Genomic DNA, 23,869 nt, shown 5'->3' with positions numbered 1-23,869 from the left:
GGCCAGGTTCTCGCCTGGGCGAGCGCTCCAGGCGGCCGAAGTTTTGTTTTTCTGCGGAAACAGACTCCTGCCAATCGATCCCGCCGGTTGCCTGTTTTGTCGGATTGATCCTGGGTCGTAGTGCGAACGCGCGCGCAGAAAGCACCTGCGCGAGATCGCCGGGAGGGCAGGGGATGAGGCAAGCGGATATGGCGTCAGCTTGAGATAGCGACCTTGTCCCCCGCCTGTTGGGCTTGCCATCCTCGAACCTGTCGTCATCCGGCTTTTTCTGTTATTCCTGCAACAATCTGCAAGAGTGGGACTGTTGATGGTTTTTGTCGGTATACTTTTTCTCGAATTGCTTGGTTACACTCTCGCCTTGCGGATTTTCTTGGGCGTTCCTTTGGCCGCAGGCCCCGCCATTTATGCGGCTGCGATCATGGTCAGCCTCTATGTGTTCGATTTCATCGGCAGTCTCAGAATTGCGAGTCAGTTCATTCACGTAGGGGGCCTTGTTGCCTTGGCGGCCTCGGTTGCGATGGTGCTGCGATCGCCTCTTCCCGAATTCCGGATCGACGCGAAAAATATCGCTCGTGGCATTGCGGTTCTGCTGTGCGTCTTCCTCGCTGTTTCCTTCCTGTATCTGATCAACGAACGGGCGAGTTTCAGCAGATGGGACGAGTTCTCCCACTGGGGAACGGTTATCCGCGCTGTCTATGAAGCCGGCACATTCCACTTTCACCCGAACCCGCTTTATTTTCAGGATTATCCCCCCGGCGTTTCGTTGTTCAGCTACCACCTTCTCATATTGACGGGTTATTCAGAGGGGCTTGCATTTTTCTCCTGCGCTCTCTTGTTGCTTTGCTTTTCTTTCGGGGCTCCGGGCGTCGCGCTTCGGCTGGGGATCGCCCCGTTTCTGATCGCCTGCTATTTGGTCGATTACGCTGTCAAGGTGTTTGGCGTTGGTTGGTCGAGCGTTCTGATCGATCATCTGCTCGGTGCTGGATTTGCCGCGTGCGTTCTCACCTATTTCATCGCACGCGAAGCATCGAAGGGGTTGTTCGCCGTCCCGGTCGTGCTGGGGGCGCTCGTCCTCGTCAAGAGCGCGGGGGCAATGCTTGCCGTTCTTGCGGCGACGATCGGTGTGATGGATCTCCTAATCATTCGCTATTCCAGTTCCGGCGGCCTCCGGCAAATGCGGATTTCGGCGCTAGAACTTTCCTGGATAGCCGCGATGTTTGCAGTGCCGTGGGTCGTCAATCGGAGTTGGTACGCCTATGTGGTTTCCGAGGGGCTCGACCTGGGCTGGATCCGCTATTCGCCATTTGACGTCGTTAAGAACGTCCTCTCTTGTTGCAGTACCTCGCGGGAAATCGAGGTTGGCAGCAAGTTCTTCGCTCAGTTCTTCAATGTCAGCCCGTCAGTGCAATCGCCATCATCGTTGTTCGCGTTCTTCATTGATGCGTTGAGCCGGATATCGCTCTCTGGCTCTTTCGGAGGCAGCCAATGGTCGCCTGCCGCGGTCGTGGCAGCGCTGTTGCTGGCAGGAGGTGCCATGGCTGCTGCAGCGCCTAGCCGGCTTTGCAGGCAGCGCATCCTGGCCCTTACGCTGCTTATTTTTCTCGGATTCCTGGGCTACTTGGCGTCGCTGCTGTTAGCTTACCTGTATGCGTTTTCCGACTACGAGGGGCGCATTCTCATGTCATTTCCCCGCTACCTCAATGTATTATTCCTGGGCTGGTTCCTGATCAGTCTTGCCATCGCCGCCATGCTTGCGGCGACCATGTTGCGGTCCAGCAGGCCGCTGGCGCGCTGGGCAGTTGCGGCCTGTGCCGTGCTGGCGATCGGAGTTTCTTTCGCCGTCAACCCGTCGCCCCTTTCGTCACTGTTGACGGGCATGGCGCATCCGCAGGCGGCCGTCGAATCCATCAGAAGTACGGCGCCGGCACGCGCGCCATACCGGACAGAGGTGGCCTCGTTCACTGATCGCATCAAGCCGCAGATTCCCAAAGACGCGAAGGTCTACATCGTTTGGCAGCGATCAAACGGACTTCATCTGTTTGTGGCAAAATATGAACTCCTCCCCCATTTCACGAATCTCTATTGCTGGTCTCTGGGAGAGGCTCCGGACGTGGGCATGAGGCCATGCCAGTGGTCGGTTGCCGAATTGTCCGCCCGGCTGGCTCCATTCGATTATATTGCCGTCGGCAGGGGCCTGGCGGAGCTGCGCCAGCAGTATGGAGATATCTTCTCCGACGGGCCTGCTGACGGCGACAGCGGCCTCTATCGGATCCAGAAGCTCGGCGACCGCCTGTCGCTTGCCTATGTCGCGCCGTGATTTTGGTAATTCGCAGCGGCCTGGTATCGGAAGAGTCGTTTGACACCAGGGACGGATCCTGACGCGGTCCACTATCGACATCTTTCCGTTGGGCTGGTAACTCGCTCTCGATGCCTGAGAGGTCTTGGCCTTGATCGAAGAGCCGGTTGATGTGAGCGGCGCAGGTAGGGCTCCGTCGAAGGATTCTGGCCCGAGCCGGGCGCGGAGGCTGTTCGCGGGGTGGTCCGCAAATCTCTTCCAGATGATCCTGGGGGTTGCCCAGCAGGTCGCCCTTGTTCCGGTTTTCCTGCATTCCTGGACCAGCGAGATTCTGGCGGCGTGGCTCGTCATCTACGCGGTCGGCAGTCTTGTCCCGATCGCCGATAGCGGGCTGCAGTTTCGCGCCATCAATCGCTTTCTCGCACTCAAGTCGAGCGTCGATTGCGACGGCAGAACCGCCCGCTTCTATGCGGCGATGCTGTGGATCTATCTCGTACTTGTTGGATTTCTCGTCGTCCTGTCGCTGGCCGGCGCGGAGTTTCTTTCGCCTTCCGTCGCGCTGGGATTTCAGTCTGTTTCCGATTTTGATGCGGCCTTTAAGCTGATGGCGGCGGGGATGTTGGTGACGCTGCCGTCCGGTCTGGTGTCGGGCCTGTACCGTGCGCGCGGACTCTATGGTCGCGCGGTACGGATCCAGAACTGGGCGATGTTGGCCGCACAGCTTGGCCAATTGGCTGCGATCGTCGCAACCGGAAGTCTGTTGGCCGTGGCTGTTGCGTATGTGGTGCCGCAAGTTCTCGCCACCATCTATCTTGTCACAATCGATGCTCCGCGCCTGTTTCCGTTCCTGCGCGGGGTGGGCGCGAAGCCGTCATGGCCCTGGATTATCGGCCAGTTTCGCAAGGCTGTTCCGTTCGCCGTGGCGGGCACTACCGAGCTGGCATTGCTGAACCTGCCGGTGCTGCTGGTCAGCGCGCTGGTGTCAGATCGCGTGGCCGTGGCGCAATGGGGCCTCACCCGGGTCGTCGCCGGGCTGCTGCGGGCGCTCTGCATTCAGACAGCGCTCCCGCTCGCCGCCGAACTTGGCCACGACTACGCCGTCGGCCTGAAGGACCAGCTGCGGAGCCTCTACGCGCGCGGATCGGTATTCGTGGCCGTGCAGGCGAGCGTCGTGGTCTCCGGGCTGCTGCCGTTCTGGCGGGATTTTTTCGAGCTCTGGACCCATGGCACCGTAGGTTACGATCCGATGCTCGCGATCACGCTGCTGATCGGCACCAGTGCGATCGCGCCATCGATCCTGGCGCTGGGCTACGCCAATTACAGCAACCGCGGGGACCTTCTGGTGCGGACCAAGGGGCTTCAACTGGCCGTTTTCCTGGTGTTGTCGGCCCTGCTGATTCCGCCTATGGGACCGCTGGGCGCGGCAATCGCAGTGGTTGCAAGCGACCTGCTGGTTCAATTTGGCCTGCTAGGCCTCACCATTATCAGGCAAACGCTTCAGCGACCGCTCCAGCACGTCGCTTTTCTGGCAGCGATCATGGCCCTCGTGACCTCGGCAGGTTGGGCGTTGGGGACGGTCATTCGATCATGGGTGCCGGGTACGGGGCTGGTTCGTTTTGCATGCGAGTGCACGCTCTGGCTTGTCGTCGTCGCGCTGCTTGCAAGTCCGCTCGCCCAGGCAAGCGTTCGCAACCGGCTGATCGCGGTCATCCCACGCTAGACTTGCTCGTCACGACAACAAGCCCGCCTGGCGAACGAGATATTGCCCGTAAGCGGTGCCTTCCATCGGCCCGGCAAGCCGCAAAAGCTGCGCGGCATCGATGAACCCCTGGGCAAACGCGACCTCCTCCGGGCAGGCGATCTTCAGGCCCTGACGCTTCTCGACGATGTGAATGAACTGCGAGGCCTCGAGCAGCGATTCGTGGGTGCCGGCATCGAGCCAGGCGTAGCCGCGGCCAAACCGCTCGACGTGAAGTTCGCCGCGTTCGAGATACCATTGGTTCACATCGGTGATCTCGAGTTCGCCGCGCGCCGAGGGTTTCATCTCGCGCACCACGTCGACAACGCGCTCGTCGTAGAAATACAGGCCCGTGACGGCGTAGTTCGACTTTGGCGCCTTCGGTTTTTCGACGATCCGTAGCGGGCGATGCGCGGCATCGAACTCGATAATTCCGTAACGCTCGGGATCGTCGACCCAGCATGCGAATACGGTGGCGCCGCGGGTCTGCCGCGCGGAGTCGCGCAGCAGGGCGCGCAGATTGTCGCCGTAGAAAATGTTGTCGCCGAGGATCAGCGCCGAGGGGTTGCCGGCGAGAAACTCCCTGCCGATCAGGAATGCTTCGGCGATTCCGCCGGGATGTTCCTGGATCGCATAGGACAGCTCAATCCCCCATTGTCTTCCGTCGCCGAGCAGGCGCTTGAACTGCGAGATATCTTCCGGTGTAGTGATGATCAAGATCTCGCGGATGCCGGCAAGCATCAGCGTGGTCAGCGAGTAATAGATCAACGGCTTGTCGTAGATTGGCAATAGCTGCTTCGACGTCGCCAGGGTCAGCGGATAGAGCCGAGTCCCCCGGCCCCCCGCCAAAATGATTCCTTTGCGGTTCATTTGCGTTGCTCTTCTCGATCGCGATGACCCTGAGTTTGGTGCGGCCTCGTTAACACGCGGCATTCCACATCACAAAACGCTTTCATTCCCGATGCGCCGCGGTGCCGCTGGCTGAGCCGTGCCGTACTTTGATCACAGCAAGAATGTAATGATGTCAATAGCTTATGTCGACAGAGGGGCGCATTGCGACCTTGGGGCTGGTACTATACGAATGAACCGTTGCGACGCCCTGGCACCGCAACTTCGGCAGTCACCCCGGTGCGTTCCGCGACTTAACTCCCCCAAGGCATCATGTCAGAGCGCGTTTATTGCACGTACTTCGACCACAACTACCTGTCCCGCGGGCTTGCACTGTATGGCTCGCTTCAACGGCACGCCCCCGGGGCGCGTCTCTGGGTGCTTTGCCTGAGCGAAGCCTGTCATCGAATTCTCACTGCGCTCGATTTGCCCGGCATCGTGCCGGTGCGTCTGGCGGATTTTGAAGCCGCCGAGCCAGAGGTCGCCGCGACACGATCGACGCGCAGCCTGATCGAATATTACTTCACGTGTTCGCCGGCCTGGATGCTCTTCGTTCTCGGCAAGGAGCCGGATGCCGAGTGGGTGAGCTATCTCGACAGCGATCTGTTCTTTTTTGCGCCGCCTGATCCGATCTTTGCGGAAATGGAAGATTCCGCGTTCGGTATCATCCCGCACCGCTTTACCAGCCGGCTGGCGCATATGCGCAGGTTCGGAATCTATAATGTCGGATGGGTCAGCGTCCGTCGACGGGACGAAGGTTTCGCCGCGCTGCGCTGGTGGCGCGAACGCTGCATCGAATGGTGCTACGATCGGGTCGAGGGCGACCGCTTCGCAGACCAGCGCTATCTGGACCGGCTGCCCGAATTGTTCGGAGGCATTCACGTCATCGAGCATCTCGGCGCCAATCTAGCGCCGTGGAACATAGCAAACTATCGACTGGAATGGCGCGACGGATCGGTCAAGATCGAAGGGCGCTACCCATTGCTGTTCTTCCATTTCTATGGGGTAAAGCTTGCGGGGCGATATTATTACAACAGTCACCGCGTGTATCACGCGCCGTTTTCGAGCCTCGTGAGGCACCGGATCTATGAGCCCTATGTCGCCGCGCTCGCAGAAGCTGATTTGACCGTGGCCGCGCATCGCGATGACCAGGAAATCAAGGCAATCCGAAAGCCGAGCGTCCGCAGCTATCGCGATCGCTTACCCAATGCGTTACGCAAAGTGAGAGCAGCGACTATTCGGGGCCTTGATATCGTCACGGGGCGCGCTATTGCGTCTCCGGACAACCAGGGCAGGTAGCCCATGTCCTTGTTGCGAGATTCTTGAATGCGATTGCTGATCCTTGGATATTCGTCAATCGTGCAACGACGGGTGATACCCGCCGCAGCAAAGCTCCAGGCGATCGACGAAATATCGATTGCAAGCAAGAGCCGTCCGGAGCCGAAGGAGGGATGGCCGAAACGCGGTCGCTTTTTCGCCGATTACGACATTGCGTTGCGGGAAAGCCGCTCGGATATCGTTTACCTTTCGCTGCCGAACGCGTTGCATGAACGCTGGGCCCTGGCGGCGCTCGCTGCCGGCAAGCACGTGCTTGTCGACAAGCCGGCGATGACCAGCCGGGAAGCGTGCGAACGTGGCGTCGCCGAGGCGCGACGCGCCAAATGTCTTCTCGCGGAAGCTACCGTGTTTGGCTATCATCCGCATTTCGGGGCGCTGCAGCAGTTCATCGAAGAAAATGCTCCGCTCAGGCTGGTCGACGCCCAGTTCGTCATCCCGCCGCTGCCGATCGCCGATTTTCGCAACCACCGGGAGCTTGGCGGGGGGTGCCTGCTGGATATGGGCCCCTATGCCGTCGCTCTGATGCGGATATTCGGTGGCGGCCCGCCGTCGCACCTCACGGCATTGGCGGGCAGTCGCCATCCCGAGACCGGCGTCGACATGGGCTTCTCGGTGCAGGCGCGGCTCGCAAATGGCGGCATCTTTTCCGGCCATTTCAGCTTTGAGGGCGAGTATCAAAATCGCTTGCTCATCGTGACGGGTTCAGGCTCTGTGATGACGGAACGCGTGTTCAGCCCACCCGCCGATCACCGGATCGAGTGGCGCCGGCGCGTCCGCAATGTCGAGAGTTCGCTGACGTTCGAGCACGCTGACGTCTTCATGGGTTTTCTGGAGGCGGCGGTGAACGCAATCTCGGGCGGTGACCATGAGCCCCTGCACCGGGATCTTCTCGCTGACGCCGAGTGCCGGGACCGGATCGCCGATGCTCTCGAACCGATGCGCCAACAAATGTGAGAAAGTGATGCCGATTAACGTTTGGGACTATCTGCGGGAATACGACGAACTGCGGAATGAGATTCTCGCTGCGGTGGATCGGGTGTTCCGGTCCGGGCGGCTGATCCTGGGGCAGGAGGGCGTCAAATTCGAGCGCGAGATGGCAGCCTATCTCGGCGTTGCCGAGGGCGTCGGCGTCAACAGCGGGACCGACGCCATTTACATTGCTCTGTCGTCATTGGGCGTGAAAGCCGGCGATGAAGTGATCACGGTGCCCAATACGGCGGTGCCGACGGTTTCGGCGATCCGCACCCTCGGCGCCAAGCCCGTCTTTGTCGACGTCCGCCACGAGGACTTTCTGATGGACGTCGATCAGGTCGAGGCGGCGATTACGCCGCGCACCGCCGCCATCATCCCCGTCCACTTGTATGGTCAGTGCGTCGATCTTGATCCGCTGATGGCCATTGCCCGTCGCCATGGGCTCAAGGTGATGGAGGATTGTGCGCAGTCGCAGGGCGCGCTCTACAAGAACCACCAGTCAGGCAGTGTCGGCGACGCGTCGTCTTTCTCCTTCTATCCGACCAAGGTGCTCGGCGCCTATGGCGACGGCGGCATGGTCATGAGCAGCGACGAGGCGGTTATCCGCCTGGCGCGCAGCCTCCGCTTTTACGGCATGGAGACCGTGTATTATTCCGAACGGCACGGCTACAATTCGCGGCTCGACGAGGTGCAGGCGGCGATCCTGTCACTGAAACTGCCGCGGATCGATGGCTGGATCGAGCGCCGCCGTGCGATTGCCGCCCGCTACAACGAGGGCCTCGCCGGCAGCGGACTGGTGCTGCCGTACGAGAACGCGCATAGCCGCCATACCTATTATGTCTATGTCGTCGAGCATCCAACCGACCGCGACGGCGTGCTGGAGCGATTGGCCAAGCGCGACATCAACTGCAACGTTTCGTACCGATGGCCGATCCACATCATGCGCGGCAACGCCGATCTCGGCTATCGCGAAGGGCAATTCCCGGTGGCGGAGCGCAAGGCGCAGCGCATTTTCTCGTTGCCGATGTACCCGCATCTGAAGGACGAGGAAGTCGACACGGTGATCGATGCATTGAGGGAACTGGTCTGATGGCCGAACGCGCGCACCTCGAATGGTTTCGCGAACGCATCGCGGCGTCTTTGGCGATCGAGTCTAGGGATCCGGCGCCGATCCTGGCCTGGTGCGAAGAGCGACGCAGGTCGATCGAATTCAGGGCGGATCTGATCGGGCTGGATCAGGTTCGGGATTGGTCGCGCGACGCGCAGGGCAATGTCCGGCACAAGAGTGGGCAGTTCTTTGGCGTCGAGGGCGTCAGAATCGAGAGCGGAGACCTGCGCGAGGTAAAGTCATGGGATCAGCCGATCTATACGCAGCCGGACGGCGGCATTCTCGGCTTGATCGCACGCGAGACCGCGGAGAATGGCGTCGAATTTTTCCTGCATGCCAAGGCCGAACCCGGAAATATCGGAATCCTGCAGTTGGGCCCGAGCATTCAAAGTACGTGGTCGAACATCAGGCGCGCCCATGCAGGCAAACGCCCTCCGATGGTGGAGGTTCTTACCGCCGAGGCCGGTGTCCGGATCGTTTATCGGGCGGAACACAATGAAGAGGGCGGCCGGTTCTGGCGGAAATCGAACGACAATGTCGTCGCGTTTCTGGACGACGAGCGCGTGATCGAGACCGACACGACCATGTTTTGCTGGGCCAGCCTGAGCCAGATCAGGGAACTGGCGCTGATGGACAATGTGCTGAGCCCGTTCGTCAAGACGATTCTGTTTCCGCTCTAGCAACAACGCGCGACCGCTCGCGGCGATCAGGGCTTCGTTGCCTTCGAGAACAAGTAGGTCTCGGTCGCTGAATGATGCCCCGTTGCCTCCTGCACGTCATACGGGATGCAGGACCATTCACGCTCGAGGCGCAGGCCCGCGTCCTGGCATATCGAGATCAGTTCCTGCTTGTTGAACACCACCTCGACCACAGGCGCTCCATAGGCATATTTCCTCAGAAAGGTAGTTCGATGGGCATCGAATACCGGGACGGTATGGAAAATGCAGTAGCGCGCCGCGACGCGGGCGGCTTCGCGGATGGCGGCCTGATAGTCAATGATGTGCATCAGCGAAACGCCGTTGAAGACGATGTCGAAGGCCCCGTCGGCATACGGCAACCGGGTCGCGTCGGCGACTTCGAAGCTTACCGTCGGGTAGCGGGTGCGGGCGCGTGCGATCATGGCGTCGGAATAATCGATGCCGGTGTACTCCACGCCGCCGGGCAGCAGCGTAGCGAGCACTTCGGAATAATAGCCGCTGCCGCAGCCGACCTCGAGCAGCCGCGGACGAGCGATTTCCGTCGCCGCGACGGCTTCCGCCGCGACGCTGAAATCGAGCCGCGGCTCGCCCTGCTTCATGGCGGCGATCAGATTTTCATAGGCGCGTTGCTGCCGGGCGACGGTGCGCGCGGCAAGCCATCCGCCTGACGATGCAGCGGCAGTCTTCGCCTCGTCGATGCCGCTGAGCACCCGGTAATCGGTCGAGAACAGAATCTGGCGCCGGAGGACCGGTACCGATCGGACCACCGTCTTGGCCACTTTTCGGATGAGGCGGGGAAGCTTCATCGCTTCGTCCGCAGTTGTTCGGCAAAACCCAGAATCTCCCGGGTACGATGACGATAGGTATGCTGCGCCATGGTCCGGGCCTGGCCGGCGCGCGCGATCGCCGCGCGGCCCTGGTCGTCTTCCAGCGCGCGGCCGATGCCGGCAAGGCAGTCATCGTTTCCGCGCCAGACCGCGACTTCGCGATTCGGCTCGAACAGGGTGTGGAGATTGTCCTTGAAGTCGGTCAAGAGAAACGCGCCGACGCCGGTGGCCTCGAACAAGCGCATGTTGCCGGCCTCCCGGCCTGCAAGATCAATATGGGAGTTGAGCGTCACGCGGGAGCGCCGCAAAACCTGATACATGTCGGCGCCCCAGACTTCGCCCTGGAAGCAGCGGTGCAGCGGCGAGCTGGAGGGGAGCGCCTGCGGCCGGCTTCCGAATAATTTGAGATCGTAGCGGCCGGCCACCGCCTCCAGCAAGGCGATGCGCTGCCGGTGATCAGCCGACACCGTGCCGACGAAGGAAACATCGATATCCGTCGCGGGCGCTGCCGGCAGCGCGTCGAGGATTGCGGGTTCGAAGGCGAGGTGGTTGAGTTCCGCGCGAACCCCGAGACTTCGAAAGAAGTTCACCGTGGCCGACAGTTGCGACATCATGAGGTCGTAGACCGGCCAGTCCTCGCCGCGGGACGGCTCGATGCCAACCTGGCCGATCAGGATCGGGCGCCCGATACCCCTGATGCGCCGCACGAGGCCGGTGTTCACATGGAAGGTGTCCTGGTTGATGATCAGGTCGGGCCCAAAGTCCTCGATCTGGGCGAGCAGGATATTCTCGGCCTGGGCGTCGAGCGTGGGGCTCAGGCCGACCTTTCGGGCCAGTGGCCGCAGCAGCGGCTTGAACGGCGTGACGGCGCGCTGCAGCCATCCGGGAAGCGCCCGCGGCGCGGCCGTTCCCGGCGGCTCCGCCGTTTCGACCGCCATACCGTGCTCGCGCGCCCAGGCCGACTGCAGCCATGGATTGTTGACGTGGATCTCCGCCGCGGGATGACCCGATGCGCTGAAATTCCTGGAGTAGAAGTCGGCGACGCCGAACAGGCTGGCGTTTCTCGCCGCCATCTGCCCGGCATAGCCGGCGTCCTCGAGCCCGGGCTGGCGGCGGTAGAGCCAGGCCAGAAAGCGCGGATAGTCCGCGTTGAGCACGAGTATGCGCATGGCTGCCTAGACCGCGATCCGGAAGCTGTAATTCTTGTCGATCCAGGCCTTGTAGGCGCCGCTGGTCACCTCGCGCCACCAATCCTCGTGATCGAGGTACCAGTTGATGGTTTGACCGAGGCCGTCTTCGAAATTGACGCTGCATCGGTTGCCGAGTTCGCGGGCCAGTTTCGTTGCGTCGATGGCATAGCGGTGGTCATGGCCGGGACGGTCGGTCACGAAGCTGATCAGCGAGCGGCAGGATTTCCCCGATGCCGCGGGACATGACGGAAAGCGCGGCGCGAGGCTTGCATCGGTGGCGAAGGCGCGGTCGAGCGCGTCGCAGATCAGGCCGACGACATCCCGGTTGTTGCGCTCGTTGCCGCCGCCGACGTTGTAGGTTTCCCCGAGCCGGCCTCGCTCGATCACGGCCATCAGCGCCGCGCAATGATCGGACACATGCAGCCAGTCGCGGACATTGGACCCGTCGCCGTAGATCGGCAGCGGCTTGCCTTCCAGCGCATGAATGATCATCAGCGGGATCAGCTTCTCCGGATGCTGATAGGAGCCGTAATTGTTCGAGCAGTTGGTGATCAGCGCCGGCAGGCCGTAGGTCTCGACATAGGCGCGCACGAGGTGGTCGCTTGCCGCCTTGCTTGCGGCGTATGGCGAATTGGGACGGTACGGCGACGATTCCAAAAATGCGGGATCCGACGGTCCCAGCGAGCCATAGACCTCGTCGGTCGAGACGTGGAGAAAGCGGCTGTGCTCGATCGTTCCGGCCGCAAGCCATGCCTCGAGCGCGGTCTTGAGCAGTGTGAAGGTTCCGAGCACGTTGGTCTGCAGGAACGCCTCAGGATCGGCGATGGAACGGTCGACATGCGACTCCGCGGCAAGATGGGCGACGCGGGTGAATTTGTGTTCATCGAACAGCCGCCGCATCAGTGCCGCATCCTTGATGTCGCCCTTGACGAAAGAAATGCTTCGATCGGCGATCAGCGGCTCAAGGCTGCGGAGGTTGGCGGCATAGGTCATCGCATCGACGATGACCAGCCGGTCGGACGGCTCGGCTGCACGCCATGCGTGAACCAGGTTCTGGCCGATGAAGCCGGCACCGCCGGTGATCAGAACGCTTTGCATCCGGGCCTCTGGGTTGTCCTGTACTGGAACCTGGTGTGTTGAAGAGGTTAAGGCGTCACCGTTTCCAGTCGGGTTAACGGCACAGGAGGGGTAAAACGTGCTGTTTACCCCCCAACGGCGAAGCCCCTTATATTCGCTGCTTCGTCTGTCGTCACCCGATCTTATTTCCTGCCGAAAATCGCTCGGGGTTTGAATCGTCGATGGCGGGACGAGCGGTCGATCCCGCCGCGGGCAGGCCTATGTCCCGGCGAGGGACGGCTGCTTCGGCTGCTGCTGCTCAAACATCGATCGCGGCGTCAGGTACCACAGCAGAAAAAGAACCGCCGCGCCGTGCGTCAGCAAGGTGGTGGTCAGCGGCACGTTGAGCAGGATATGGGGAAGGATAGCTCCCGAGGTCAGAACGAAGCTCGGCGGCAACCCGGCGGAGAGACGATTGCCAAGCGCGATGACGAGTCCGCATACGAACACCGAGACCGGCGCAAACCACAGGCCGACCGAAGCAATTCCCTCGGTCGCGAGCAAGGACGCGTTGAAATTTCCCATTCCGTAGGTCTGCGACATCACGACTGACAGCGGCTCCGAATAGGGACAGGCAACGAGGCGCTTCAGGAACGATATCTGGCAAAAATATGTGAGGTCGTGTTTGGAGAAGAAGTCATTGTAGATGTCCATCGCAATTGATGGAATTGCCACCATCCGGTGATTGACGATGGACAAGAGCAGCGCGGCCTTGGCCTTGAACAAGACCACCAGAATCAGCACCGCAAGCAGCGGACCGGCGAGGGACAGGATGACGGCGATTCTGGCTTCGAAGAGTTTCGAAAGCAACAGAATGGCAACAAGCCAGAGCGGAGTAAAAAGGGCGAGCTTGCTCAGAGTAATGGGATACAGCAACAGCAGGAGCAGGAGAGCGGCGCCGGCGCCCCACCAGGACCTGCGTACTGCGAATCCCGCAAAGCAAAACGGCAACAATGAACTGGAAGTGATCCCGGTCAGGTAATTCAATATTGCGGGGGATTCCAGCTTGTCCCGGAATTGATAGATGTCTTCGATGGCCACAAGCCGGAAGTCATAGGCCGCGCCAGCGAGGATTGTCGCAGCACCCAGTGCCAGGATCGCCCACAAGACCCGGTCGAATGCCGCCGCCGACAGTGTGTATACCTGCCGGATCGGCGACGAAATGAACAGTGCGGGCAGCAAAAACGCGATGATCGACGCCACGGCGGAAAGCCCGGCCGGCAAGCGGTCGTAGTTCAAGTCGGAAAAGCAACTCAGCCAGAGATACCCAAGGATCATCGTGTAGAAATAGAATCCGACGAAAAAGCCGAAACTGAAACGCGCAAACAGAAAAAAAGCCGAAACAAGCGAAAAGCCCGTTACGACGGCGATGGCGACGTGCAATCGGGCCGGATCGAAGAAGAGATGAAACAACGCGGGTTCGAACGCGATCGCTCGACCTGCATCGGCGAGACGAATCAGAGATGCGCAGCAAATAACGACATGAACGAGTATCAAGGCTCCAAGTCTGAGACGTTCCTTTGCGCGTGGAAGATGATCATCCATATGCGGGTCGTATCATTCTGCGACGGGAGCCTTATGGAAGCGAGATAGCCCAATCGCCATCACCGCACAACCTGGAATTCCCCTGCTTGTCGTGCGCCGGCTCGGTCGATCGTCGCGATCGCGCCAATCAATGCGGCGGAGTGGCAGGGTTATCCAGGTTTTTGCTCGAACATCGAGCGTGGCGTTATGTACCAGAGCAGGAACAGAACGGCCATGCCGTGCGTCACCAGAGTCGTGGTGAGCGGCACGTTGAGTAGAATTTGTGGAAGAATGGCGCCTGAAATCAGGACGAAGTTTGCTGGCAGGCCCGCAGACGAGCGGTTTCCGATTGCGATGATGAATCCGGCCATCAGCGCCGACACCGGTGCGAACCAATTCCCAACCGAGGCAATGCCCTCGGTCGCGAAAAATGACGCGTTCATGTTGCCCAGCCCGTAGTTGTTCGCCATTTCGACCGATAGGGGGATGTCGAGGGAGCAGGGGACGATCGGCTTCAAGATCCAGATCTGGCAAAAATGCGTAAGGTCGTGTCTCGCGAAATATTCATTGTAGAAGTCCATCGCGCTCGATGGGGCGATGAGCATTCGCAAATTGACGATGTTGAAGTAGCGGCGTGAGATTTCGTGAAACGTAACGAACAGAATCACCCCGGCAAGCACGGGCAGCAGCAGGGACAATATGGTTGCTATTCTGGTTTCCGAAAACCTCGCAAGAACCGCAAGCACGACGAGCCATGCCGGCATGAAGAGGGCGACCTTGGTCAAGGTGATTGGATAGAAGGATACCGAGACCAGCAAGGCGGCGCCTGCCCACCAAAGGTTTTTGCGAGCGAGGAAGCAAGCAAACGCATAGGGGAGCAGTACGCTCATGATTACGGCGGTTGCATAATTGATTATTGTCGGAAAACGAAGCTGCTCGCGGTAAGCGTAAATCTCGTCGACGGAGATGAGCCTGAAATTATAGAATGCGCTGATGGCGGCGATGGCGGCAGAAAACAGCAGGATCGAAACCAGCAGGCGGTGCATCGCCCTGTCCGAGAGCGGATAGAACTGCTTGACAGGCGACGTGATGAATAGCGCCGGAAAGAGAAACGCCACCGCGGAAAGCGCTGCCGACGCGCCGGCCAGCTTATGATCGTATTTGAACGGCGAGAAACAGTTCAGCCAGAGATAGCCGAGGATCATCGCGTAGCAATAAAATCCGGCAAAGTAGCCAAAGCTGAAACGGGCAAATATGAAGAGCGGCGAGACGGCTGCAAAGGCCGCCACGGTGGCGATGGCGTAAGGCAGCCGTGCGGGATCGAAGAAAATGTAGGCCATTCCATAGTCGCGTGCGCCAAGCGCGAACGTCAGGCAGCATGCGATGATGAAGAGGCAGATCAGCGACGCGAGCCCGATCCGCCGCCACGATGATTTGTCGTTGGTGGCTATGTCCACGGTAACCATGCTGTCCTGTGCGAACCTGGCGGCTCTCGATCCAATAATATACCAAACGATGCATCGAAAGGCGTGATTGCCGGAAAACCCGGGATATTGTGGGGCGGCCGTAAGAGGCGGCCGCAACGCACGGCCATCATCGGATCTGTTGCGCTGGACCGGCGCCCGGTTGCCGGTGAAACGTAAAGGTCGCCACCCGAGCTTGATTTGCCGGGGCTTTTACTAAATATAGGTCCGGCGAGTGTCAACGAGGTTGAGGCGTCACCCCGGATATCGAGTGTCGCCACCATCAAAATCATTGCCGCATGTCGATGGGGGAATGAGGGCGTTTCATGATCAGATTTGGCTTGCTCGGCTGCGGGCGTATCGCAAAGCGCCACTCCGAGTTGTTGGGGGGCAATCACGTCGACCGCGCCAGTCTGGTCGCCGTCTGCGATCCCATCCGCGCGCGGGCCGACGCCATCGCTTCGAAGTTCAATGTTCCGGCGAGTTACGATATCGACGATTTTCTCGCGCGCAAGGATATCGACGCGGTGGCGGTGCTGACACCGAGCGGCATGCACCCGGAGCATGTCATCGCCTGCGCCAAAGCGGGCAAGCACGTCGTCGTCGAAAAGCCGATGGCATTGCGGCTGCAGGACGCCGACGCCATGATCCGCGCCTGCGACGAGGCCGGCGTCAAACTGTTCATCGTCAAGCAGAACCGCTTCAACGTTCCGGTGGTCAAGGCGCGCGAGGCGCTGGACGCCGGCCGGTTCGGGCGGCTCATCCTGGGCACCGTGCGCGTGCGCTGGTGCCGGGACCAGGCCTATTATGATCAGGACGACTGGCGCGGCACCTGGGCCTATGACGGCGGGGTGCTCACCAATCAGGCCAGCCACCACGTCGATATGCTGGAGTGGTTTTTCGGCGATGTCGTCAGCGTCCATGCCCGCGCGGTCACGGCGCTGGCGAAGATCGAGACCGAAGACACCGCGGTGGCGACGCTGAAGTTCAGGAACGGCGCGCTTGGCATCATCGAGGCAACCACCGCCGCCCGCCCGACCGATCTCGAAGGCTCGCTCTCGATCCTGGGCGAGAAGGGCACCGTCGAAATCGCGGGCTTCGCCGTCAATCAAATCCGGCACTGGCGGTTCGTCGATGAACTGGCGTCCGACAAGGACGTGGTCGAGAAGTTTTCCGTCAACCCGCCGAACGTCTACGGCTTCGGCCATCAGGCCTATTACCAGCATGTGATCGATTGCCTGGTCCATCAGCGGTCGGCATTGGTCGACGGTCTCGAGGGGCGCAAGAGCCTGGAACTGATCTCCGCGCTCTATGAATCGATCGAAACCGGCGAGGAAGTTCAGCTGCACTTCACGCCCCGGCTGTGCCGGCTCGGAGTGGCGTCGTGAACCAGCCGGAGCTGTACCAGGCGGGCATCCGCGACGTCGAATTCGGCGCGCGGGTCAAGCTGGTCGAGCCCTGCAACGTCTACGGCTGCAAGATCGGCGATGACTGTTTTGTCGGGCCCTTCACCGAGATCCAGAAGGGTGTACGGATCGGCGCCCGCACGCGGGTGCAGTCGCACGCCTTCATCTGCGAACTTGTGACGATCGGCGAAGATTGTTTCGTCGGCCATGGCGTGATGTTCATCAACGACACCTTCTCGACCGGCGGCCCTGCCCGCGGGCGCAGGGAGCTGTGGCGCGAGACGGTGATCGGCAACCGGGTTTCGATCGGCTCCAATGCCACGATCATGCCGGTTCGGATCGCCGACGATGTCGTGATCGGAGCGGGTTCGGTCGTGACCGGGGACATCGTGGCGGCGGGCACCTATGCCGGCAACCCGGCGCGCCGGCTCGTCCAGAGCAAGTAAGAAATAGGGAAGACGACGGATGCCGGTGCCTTTCGCGGATCTGCAGCTTCAGTACCAGACCATCAAGAGCGAAATCGACGGCGCGATCGCGGCGGTCATCCGCGACAACGCCTTCATTCGCGGCCCCTATGTCGACGCCTTCGAGCGCGAATTCGCCGCCGTGGCCGAGGTCAAGCACTGCGTGTCCTGCGCCAACGGCACCGATGCGCTCTATCTCGCGATGGCCGCGCTGAACGTCCGGCCCGGCGACGAGGTCATCACCACGGCGCATTCCTGGATCTCCACCTCCGCCATGATCACCCATGCCGGCGCCAGCGTCGTCTTCGCCGACACCGACGACACCACCTTCACGATTGATCCGGCGGCGATCGAAGCCGCGATCACGCCGCGCACGGTCGGCATCATCCCGGTGCATCTCTATGGCCAGCCGGCGGACATGGACGCGATCATGGCGATCGCGCGCAAGCACAAGCTCTGGGTGATCGAGGATTGCGCGCAGGCGCATCTGGCGCGTTACAAGGGCCGGCAGATCGGCACCTTCGGCCAGGCTGCGACCTATTCGTTCTATCCGGGCAAGAATCTGGGCGCGATGGGCGATGCCGGCGCCGTCGTCACCAACGACGGCGCGCTGGCCGAGCACATGACGATGCTGGCCCGCCATGGCGGGCTTGTGAAGCATCAGCACCGCATCGAGGGCATCAACAGCCGGCTCGACGGCATGCAGGCGGCGATCCTGTCGGCGAAACTGCCGCATCTGCCGGACTGGACCAGGGCCCGTCAGGAGGCCGCCAAGGTCTACGACGCCGGCCTCAATCAGATCGAGGACGTCGTGGTGCCCGCCGTCGCGGCCGGCCGCAGCCACGTCTACCACCTCTACACGATCCAGCATCCTCGACGCGACGCGCTGGCGGCGCATCTGAACGCCAACGGCGTGCAGACCGCGATCAACTATCCGACCGCCTTGCCGTTCCTCGCCGCCTACAGCCGGCTCAAGGCCCGCCCGGAGCAGTTTCCCAATGCGCACCGCGCGCAAGGCCGGATCCTGTCGCTGCCGATGTTCGCCGAGATCACGGCGGATCAGCAGCGTGAGGTGATTGACCTCATTCGCGAGTTTTGAGCCGCTCTCTGACGACATCGTTCTCGAATTGACCGGGATGCCCATTTTGGTAGACATTGGTTCAATATTCGAGGGGGCTATCGTCTGCACACTCCCCGATACGTTTCGCTGCTTCATGGGATCGGAGATCGATCTGCTCGTTGCTGGAAATTTCATGTTCCGCGACGGAGGTCAAATGCCGGCACTGAAGTCCGACTGTAAGAACCTTTTCGAGTTAGATTGATGCGAGCATTCGGGACGGCGGTTCTCATAGTTCTGATCAGCATCTTCATGCTCGAGGCGATCTGTGGACTTGCGTACACGATGACGCACGGGCGACACAAACCGCCGATCCTCGGGGGGCCCCCGCTGGAAACGCCCAAATACAAGGACGACTACGATTTCGATACGGTTGCAATCTGGACCAATCTCGAGGTGCCACGAACCGAAGGCCTGTATGCCCGTGAAAAGATCGCCATGCCCCCGAAAGATGGGGATTATTGGGTCTTCCTGGTAGGCGGATCCACCGTGGCAGACGTGCGCAAGCCCTTGGGGGATCGCCTTTCCGATCACATCGAGCGCGGCCTTGGGACGATCGACGGGCGCAAGGTTCGTGTTTTCAATTTCGGAGTGCCTGCCTATTCGACGTTTAACGCCCTTTCTCTGCTTGCAGGCAAGCTAACCGGCCTGAAGCCGGACATGGTGATCGCGTATGACGGTGTGAATGACGCCCACAACGGAGCACTCACGCCTCCAGAAATCTGGCGCGATAATTATTCAGAGACAGCGGAAAACTTCCGAAAGCGGTACACGGTCGATATCAACCTGCAACAGTCCGTAATGGAGCGCTTCACAAGCCTTTTGCACGGTGGCTCCTATGCCATGTTTTTTGCGACGGAGATCACCCAAGGCGCGGCGGTTAGAGCTGCACGCGACCCTGACAAATTCCATCCAAATGAATTCTCGCGGTGGTGGTCAGGATTGAGAGAGAAAGTCTGCTCGGCCCCTGTGGGAGACGCCAAACCCAATCCCGGACTTTCAACCGTCGCTCAGGCCAAGCAAGCGGCAGCCAATGCCTATGCCCGCAATATTCAGACCATGCAGGCCGCGACGGAATCAGTCGGAGCGAAGTTCGTGCACGTGGTGCAGCCGACAGCCCTCAACAAGAGAAAGCTTTTTCCTTGCGAAAGCTTCAGCCTGCGCTGGAACGAGAAGGCTCACGCGAACTTCAGGGTCGAATTGATGCGCCAGTACGCCATGTTGAGCGAAGCAGTTGCAAGAGTTGCCGCCAATCAATCCAGCGGGATATTTATTGATCTGGCGTCATCGACCGACGAGATCGACGAATACCTGTATGACGATTGGCATCACGCATTCGCGACGGGACGCCTGACGGAAATCGTCGGAGGATTGATCGCCAGGAATATCCGGGAGCAAACCAAGTGACTCGTTGTTCGCTGGTTCCATCGGCTGGAGTGGAATTGAGGCTGTCCTGAATCGATCTCGGCCCCTCCTGGAGGTCGTCAGCAGGGACTTATCCGATCGGCAAGGCTCAACATGCCTCTGTTGCCCGGGACGAGTCAGTTAATGCCGGATTAGCAGTTAGTTATCCCGTCTTTTTCCAGTTCGCCGTTCATCCCATGAACACAAAACCCTTGACGTTCACAGCGTGAACGCGGTAATCCGACCGCAACTTTAAGGTGGGGTCATTGGGTGCCGGACACTCTGCAGGATCGGGAGGCGGATAGCGGGATCATCCTCGGGCTTCTCAAGTCCGTGGAGCAGGACGGCGGCCAATCGCAGCGGCGGCTGGCGGCCGAATTGGGGATCGCGCTCGGCCTCGTCAACGCCTACCTGAAGCGGTGTGTCAGCAAGGGGCTCGTCAAGGTCCAGAACGTTCCGGCGCGGCGTTACGCCTATTATTTGACGCCGAAGGGGTTCGCCGAAAAGTCCCGTCTCACGGTCAACTATCTGACCTCGTCGTTCGGTTTCTTCCGGGAAGCCAAGGCCGACTGCCTGGTCATGTTCGAGACCGGCAGGTTGAGGGGCTTCAGGTCCGTGGTGCTGGCCGGCCGCTCCGATCTCGCCGAGATCGCGGTGATCTGCGCCATGGAATGCCAGATCGAAATCGTGGCGCTGGTCGATCCCAAATCGGCGCCGGGTCATTTTCTCGGCGTGCCCGTTGCCGCTTCGTTCGACGAGGTGGCCAAGAGCTTCGATGCGGTAGCTATCACCGATCTCGAAAGTACTTACGAGAGCTGGGATCGCGCCAGGCTGCGCTTTGGCGAAGGCCGCGTGCTGCTGCCCCGTCTTCTGGGCGTCATGAAAAGCCGGGAAAGCGGGGAGCAATGAAGGCGTCCGCGCAGCAATGGTTTGTCGTCCAGACCCAGCCGAATTCGGAGCGCAGGGCGGCGGCGCATCTGGCCCGCCAGGGATTCGAAGTCTACTTCCCGCGTTACCTCAAGCGCCGCAGCCATGCCGGCAAGGTCGATATGGTGGCAGCTCCGCTGTTTCCGCGCTATCTGTTCGTCGCGATCGATCTCGCCAGCCAGCAATGGCGGGCGATCCGATCGACCGTCGGCGTCGCGCAGCTGGTTTGTCATGGCGACCGGCCGGCGGCTCTTGCCGACGACATCATCGCCGATTTGCGCCGCCGTGAGGACGAGCGCGGCCTGGTCCGGCTGGATCGCAGCACCTTCAAGCCGGGCGAGAAGGTTCGGGTGGTCGGCGGTGCTTTCGCCGATCATCTCGGCATGTTCGAGGCCATGGGCGACAGCGAGCGCGTGGCCGTACTTCTTGACCTCCTGGGCCGCAAGGTCCGGGTGGTCATGAATATCAATGTGATCGAAGCGGCCTAGCACCCGTCTTTGCTCGTCGTGTTTGACTCAATTGGGTGAGGCGAGAGCAATCTCGTTTCACCCGAACTGCGGTAGCATGGAAAAATTGGTCGCGGGAGCGCTAAGACGTTGAAACCGACGCAGTGCAAGTTGTGACATCAACAGCAGGGACGATTGGCAATAGGCATGAAGGTGCTTGGACTAATTCCTGCGCGCGGGGGATCGAAGGGGATTCCACGCAAGAATATCAAGGTCATTGCGGGCAAGCCGTTGATCGCATGGACCATTGAGACTGCGTTGAAGTCAACCCTTCTAGCCGCCGTCGTGGTCAGCACGGACGACCAGGAAATTGGCGAAGCTGCCCGCCGTTACGGCGCAAAAATCCCTTTCGTGCGTCCCGCAGAACTGGCGCAGGATGACACGCCTGGGGTCGCGCCGGTGCTTCATGCGCTCGATGCCCTTCCTGAATTCGATGCTGTCTTGTTGATGCAGCCAACCTCACCGCTGCGCACCACCGAAGACATCGACGAGTGTATCCGGTTTGCCGAAGCAACTGACGCGGGCTGTGTTGTATCGGTGACGGAATCCGGCCAGCACCCGCAATGGATGTACCGCCTGGATGCAGAACAGAGATTGCAGCCATTGATTGCGGCAAAGCACGTCACGCGCCGTCAGGACCTTCCGCCGGTTTATGCCGCTAACGGGGCGTTGTATTTCGCCCGCCGGGAATGGCTGCAGCGCCAGCGAACGTTCATCACGACGGAGACTCTCGGCTACGTCATGCCGATCGAACGTTCGGTTGATCTGGACTCGGCGCTCGATTGGAAACTGGCCGAGCTCTTGTTGAAGGAGAGAGCGTGAGCAAGATACTGGTTACAGGCGCAGATGGCTTCATAGGATCCCACCTGACCGAAGCCTTGGTGCGCGCCGGCAGCGATGTTCGCGCTTTCGTTGCCTATAATTCCTTCAATTCATACGGCTGGCTCGACAATTGCGCGCCTGACGTCAAAGGTCATTTCGAGGTTTTTGCCGGTGATGTGCGGGATCCCAACGGGGTCAGGACGTCGATGCAGAATTGCGATGCCGTCCTGCATCTCGCTGCCCTGATCGCGATTCCGTATTCCTACCATTCTCCCGATACCTACGTGGACACCAACATCAAGGGGACGCTGAACATCGTGCAGGCTGCCCGCGATCTGGGTACGGCCAAGATCGTTCACACGTCGACCAGCGAAGTCTATGGAACCGCGCAATTCGTCCCGATCACGGAATCTCATCCGCTGCAGGGACAATCACCTTATTCCGCGAGCAAGATTGGCGCCGACCAGATAGCGATGTCGTTCTATCTGTCGTTTGGAACACCAGTTGCCGTCGTGCGGCCCTTCAATACGTACGGGCCGCGGCAGTCGGCGCGTGCGGTGATCCCGACGATCATTACCCAGATCGCTAACGGCAAGCGCAAGATAGCGCTCGGCGCGACCTCGCCGACGCGCGACTTCAACTATGTCAGCGATACCGTGGCCGGGTTCATGGCCGCGCTGAAATCCAATGGCGCTGTTGGTGAGGTGATCAATCTGGCCAGCAACTTCGAGATATCGATCGGCGATACCGCAGCGACCATCGCTGATCTGATGGAAGCGGAGATCGAAATAACGACGGAAGTGCAGCGACTGCGTCCGGAAAAGAGCGAAGTCGAGCGGCTGTGGGGCAGCAACAGCAAGGCCAGCGAGCTGTTGGGATGGCAGCCGAAATACGGTGACCTGGACGGGCTGCGCCGGGGACTAGGTGAAACGATAGCCTGGTTCACGAATCCGTCCAACTTGTCCCGCTACAAGTCTGACATCTACAACATCTAATTGGCGTTCCCGGCATTTCGGAGGTCATCATGCAAGAAGTAAACCTCGGTGGTCGCAAGGTCGGTCTCGAACACCCGCCGCTGGTGATTGCGGAGATGGGCATCAACCATGGCGGCAGCCTGAAAACCGCGTTCGAGATGGTGGACGCAGCGGCGAAGGCCGGCGTCGAGATGGTCAAGCACCAGACCCACGTCGTCGAGGACGAAATGAGCCATGCCGCCAAGCACGTCATTCCCGGGAATGCCGACGAGTCGATCTACGACATCATGGCGAAATGCGCGCTGAACGAAAGCGACGAGATTGCGCTAAAAAAGTACGTTGAATCGAAGGGCATGATCTTTCTCAGCACGCCCTTTTCCCGCGCCGCAGCCGAGCGCCTTCAGCGAATGAACGTTTCCGCGTTCAAGATCGGCTCCGGAGAGTGCAACAATTATCCACTCCTCAAGCACATTGCCGCTTTCGGCAAGCCCGTCGTTCTCAGCACCGGCATGAATACGATCGAGAGCGTCGCCAAGGCGGTCGATATTTTCGAGGCGGCGCGGATTTCCTACGTCCTGCTGCACACCACCAATCTGTATCCCACGCCGCCGCACCTGGTGCGCCTCGGCGCGATGGTCGAGCTTGCAAATGCGTTCCCACGTGCGGTGGTCGGATTGTCGGATCACACCACCGACAATCTGGCTTGCTTCGGCGCCGTTGCGCTGGGCGCGTCCGTCCTGGAACGGCATTTTACCGACAGCATGGACCGCAAGGGTCCCGATATCGTTTGTTCGATGGATCCGCAGGCGTGCAACGAACTGATCCGGGGCAGCCGCATCATCGCCGTGGAGCGTGGGGGCGAGAAGGGACCGACGGCGGAAGAGCAACCCACGATCAATTTTGCCTTCGCCACGGTCGTGACCATTGCCCCGATCCGCGCGGGCGAGGTCTACACGAAGGACAATATCTGGGTGAAACGGCCTGGCACGGGCGAACTGCTTGCCGATCGCTATGAGGACGTTCTGGGAAGACCCGCCCTGCGCGATCTGGCCGCGGACACCCATCTCTCGCTGCTCGATGTCAGCTGGTGA

At 60.5% G+C, this 23,869-nt stretch carries 22 protein-coding genes; 15 read left to right on the top strand and 7 right to left on the bottom strand.

Annotated elements, in window-relative coordinates; genetic code table 11:
* Window positions 1-304 precede the first annotated feature (304 nt).
* Both KMZ68_RS19110 and KMZ68_RS19105 read left to right on the top strand, forming a co-directional pair.
* Window positions 305-2,317, top strand: a complete 2,013-nt coding sequence (locus KMZ68_RS19110) for a hypothetical protein (protein ID WP_215612734.1) — start codon at window positions 305-307, stop codon at window positions 2,315-2,317.
* Between the two features lie 124 nt (window positions 2,318-2,441).
* Complete coding sequence (locus KMZ68_RS19105; protein ID WP_215612733.1) at window positions 2,442-4,016, top strand: hypothetical protein; 1,575 nt, start codon at window positions 2,442-2,444, stop codon at window positions 4,014-4,016.
* 9 nt (window positions 4,017-4,025) lie between these two features.
* Here the strand turns inward: KMZ68_RS19105 and rfbA are convergent, their stop codons facing one another.
* Window positions 4,026-4,904 carry a glucose-1-phosphate thymidylyltransferase RfbA gene (rfbA, locus tag KMZ68_RS19100; RefSeq protein ID WP_215612732.1) on the bottom strand — a complete coding sequence of 293 codons (879 nt, stop codon included), beginning with the start codon at window positions 4,902-4,904 and terminating at the stop codon, window positions 4,026-4,028.
* Window positions 4,905-5,195: 291 nt separating this feature from the next.
* Here rfbA and KMZ68_RS19095 point away from each other — a divergent pair, with 291 nt between their 5' ends.
* From KMZ68_RS19095 to KMZ68_RS19080, 4 genes are read left to right on the top strand one after another with little or no spacing between them, the layout of a single operon-like run.
* Window positions 5,196-6,221, top strand: coding sequence for a hypothetical protein (locus tag KMZ68_RS19095; RefSeq protein WP_215612731.1), 1,026 nt, complete (start codon window positions 5,196-5,198; stop codon window positions 6,219-6,221).
* 27 nt (window positions 6,222-6,248) lie between these two features.
* Window positions 6,249-7,214, top strand: coding sequence for a Gfo/Idh/MocA family protein (locus tag KMZ68_RS19090; RefSeq protein ID WP_215612730.1), 966 nt, complete (start codon window positions 6,249-6,251; stop codon window positions 7,212-7,214).
* A 7-nt stretch (window positions 7,215-7,221) separates the two neighbouring features.
* Window positions 7,222-8,322, top strand: a complete 1,101-nt coding sequence (locus KMZ68_RS19085; RefSeq protein WP_215612729.1) for a DegT/DnrJ/EryC1/StrS family aminotransferase — start codon at window positions 7,222-7,224, stop codon at window positions 8,320-8,322.
* Window positions 8,322-9,020 (top strand): NDP-hexose 2,3-dehydratase family protein, encoded by a 699-nt coding sequence (locus KMZ68_RS19080; protein ID WP_215612728.1) that lies wholly within the window; start codon window positions 8,322-8,324, stop codon window positions 9,018-9,020. The genes KMZ68_RS19085 and KMZ68_RS19080 overlap by 1 nt, the downstream gene beginning before the upstream one ends.
* A 26-nt stretch (window positions 9,021-9,046) precedes the next feature.
* Here the strand turns inward: KMZ68_RS19080 and KMZ68_RS19075 are convergent, their stop codons facing one another.
* The 5 genes from KMZ68_RS19075 to KMZ68_RS19055 form a co-directional block, all read right to left on the bottom strand.
* On the bottom strand, window positions 9,047-9,844 hold the full coding sequence (locus KMZ68_RS19075) for a class I SAM-dependent methyltransferase (RefSeq protein WP_215612727.1): 798 nt from the start codon (window positions 9,842-9,844) through the stop codon (window positions 9,047-9,049).
* Window positions 9,841-11,034, bottom strand: coding sequence for a CgeB family protein (locus tag KMZ68_RS19070; RefSeq protein ID WP_215612726.1), 1,194 nt, complete (start codon window positions 11,032-11,034; stop codon window positions 9,841-9,843). Before KMZ68_RS19070 ends, KMZ68_RS19075 begins: the two co-directional genes overlap by 4 nt.
* A 6-nt stretch (window positions 11,035-11,040) precedes the next feature.
* Window positions 11,041-12,153: a dTDP-glucose 4,6-dehydratase gene (rfbB, locus tag KMZ68_RS19065; protein ID WP_215612725.1), complete on the bottom strand. Its 1,113-nt coding sequence runs from the start codon at window positions 12,151-12,153 to the stop codon at window positions 11,041-11,043.
* A 237-nt stretch (window positions 12,154-12,390) separates the two neighbouring features.
* The gene (locus KMZ68_RS19060) at window positions 12,391-13,716 is read right to left on the bottom strand and encodes a hypothetical protein (RefSeq protein WP_215612724.1); all 1,326 of its coding nucleotides are present in this window, start codon (window positions 13,714-13,716) and stop codon (window positions 12,391-12,393) included.
* A 149-nt stretch (window positions 13,717-13,865) separates the two neighbouring features.
* Complete coding sequence (locus KMZ68_RS19055) at window positions 13,866-15,152, bottom strand: hypothetical protein (protein WP_215612723.1); 1,287 nt, start codon at window positions 15,150-15,152, stop codon at window positions 13,866-13,868.
* A 332-nt stretch (window positions 15,153-15,484) separates the two neighbouring features.
* Here KMZ68_RS19055 and KMZ68_RS19050 point away from each other — a divergent pair, with 332 nt between their 5' ends.
* From KMZ68_RS19050 to KMZ68_RS19015, 8 genes are all read left to right on the top strand, one after another.
* The gene (locus KMZ68_RS19050; protein ID WP_215612722.1) at window positions 15,485-16,546 is read left to right on the top strand and encodes a Gfo/Idh/MocA family protein; all 1,062 of its coding nucleotides are present in this window, start codon (window positions 15,485-15,487) and stop codon (window positions 16,544-16,546) included.
* The gene (locus KMZ68_RS19045) at window positions 16,543-17,010 is read left to right on the top strand and encodes an acyltransferase (protein WP_215612721.1); all 468 of its coding nucleotides are present in this window, start codon (window positions 16,543-16,545) and stop codon (window positions 17,008-17,010) included. The genes KMZ68_RS19050 and KMZ68_RS19045 overlap by 4 nt, the downstream gene beginning before the upstream one ends.
* A gap of 19 nt (window positions 17,011-17,029) precedes the next feature.
* A complete protein-coding gene (locus KMZ68_RS19040; RefSeq protein WP_215612720.1) occupies window positions 17,030-18,127 on the top strand; it encodes a DegT/DnrJ/EryC1/StrS family aminotransferase in 1,098 nt (365 codons plus the stop codon).
* A 222-nt stretch (window positions 18,128-18,349) separates the two neighbouring features.
* Entirely contained in the window at window positions 18,350-19,552 is a 1,203-nt protein-coding gene (locus KMZ68_RS19035) for an SGNH/GDSL hydrolase family protein (protein WP_215612719.1), read from the top strand.
* Window positions 19,553-19,819: 267 nt separating this feature from the next.
* Window positions 19,820-20,458 carry a winged helix-turn-helix transcriptional regulator gene (locus KMZ68_RS19030; protein ID WP_215612718.1) on the top strand — a complete coding sequence of 213 codons (639 nt, stop codon included), beginning with the start codon at window positions 19,820-19,822 and terminating at the stop codon, window positions 20,456-20,458.
* On the top strand, window positions 20,455-20,964 hold the full coding sequence (nusG, locus tag KMZ68_RS19025) for a transcription termination/antitermination protein NusG (RefSeq protein WP_215612717.1): 510 nt from the start codon (window positions 20,455-20,457) through the stop codon (window positions 20,962-20,964). Before KMZ68_RS19030 ends, nusG begins: the two co-directional genes overlap by 4 nt.
* A 165-nt stretch (window positions 20,965-21,129) precedes the next feature.
* Window positions 21,130-21,804, top strand: coding sequence for an acylneuraminate cytidylyltransferase family protein (locus KMZ68_RS19020; RefSeq protein WP_215612716.1), 675 nt, complete (start codon window positions 21,130-21,132; stop codon window positions 21,802-21,804).
* Window positions 21,801-22,799, top strand: coding sequence for an NAD-dependent 4,6-dehydratase LegB (locus KMZ68_RS19015; protein WP_215612715.1), 999 nt, complete (start codon window positions 21,801-21,803; stop codon window positions 22,797-22,799). The genes KMZ68_RS19020 and KMZ68_RS19015 overlap by 4 nt, the downstream gene beginning before the upstream one ends.
* Here the strand turns inward: KMZ68_RS19015 and KMZ68_RS26270 are convergent.
* A complete protein-coding gene (locus KMZ68_RS26270; RefSeq protein WP_442780726.1) occupies window positions 22,796-23,014 on the bottom strand; it encodes a hypothetical protein in 219 nt (72 codons plus the stop codon). The genes KMZ68_RS19015 and KMZ68_RS26270 overlap by 4 nt on opposite strands.
* Between KMZ68_RS26270 and KMZ68_RS19010 the strand changes: the two genes are divergently transcribed.
* Window positions 22,937-23,869 (top strand): N-acetylneuraminate synthase family protein, encoded by a 933-nt coding sequence (locus KMZ68_RS19010; RefSeq protein ID WP_442780725.1) that lies wholly within the window; start codon window positions 22,937-22,939, stop codon window positions 23,867-23,869. The genes KMZ68_RS26270 and KMZ68_RS19010 overlap by 78 nt on opposite strands.

The sequence above is a fragment of the Bradyrhizobium sediminis genome, assembly GCF_018736105.1.
Taxonomy (GTDB): Bacteria; Pseudomonadota; Alphaproteobacteria; order Rhizobiales; family Xanthobacteraceae; genus Bradyrhizobium.
Note: the sequence above shows the minus strand (reverse complement) of the source record. Positions and strands in the feature narration are given on the sequence as shown.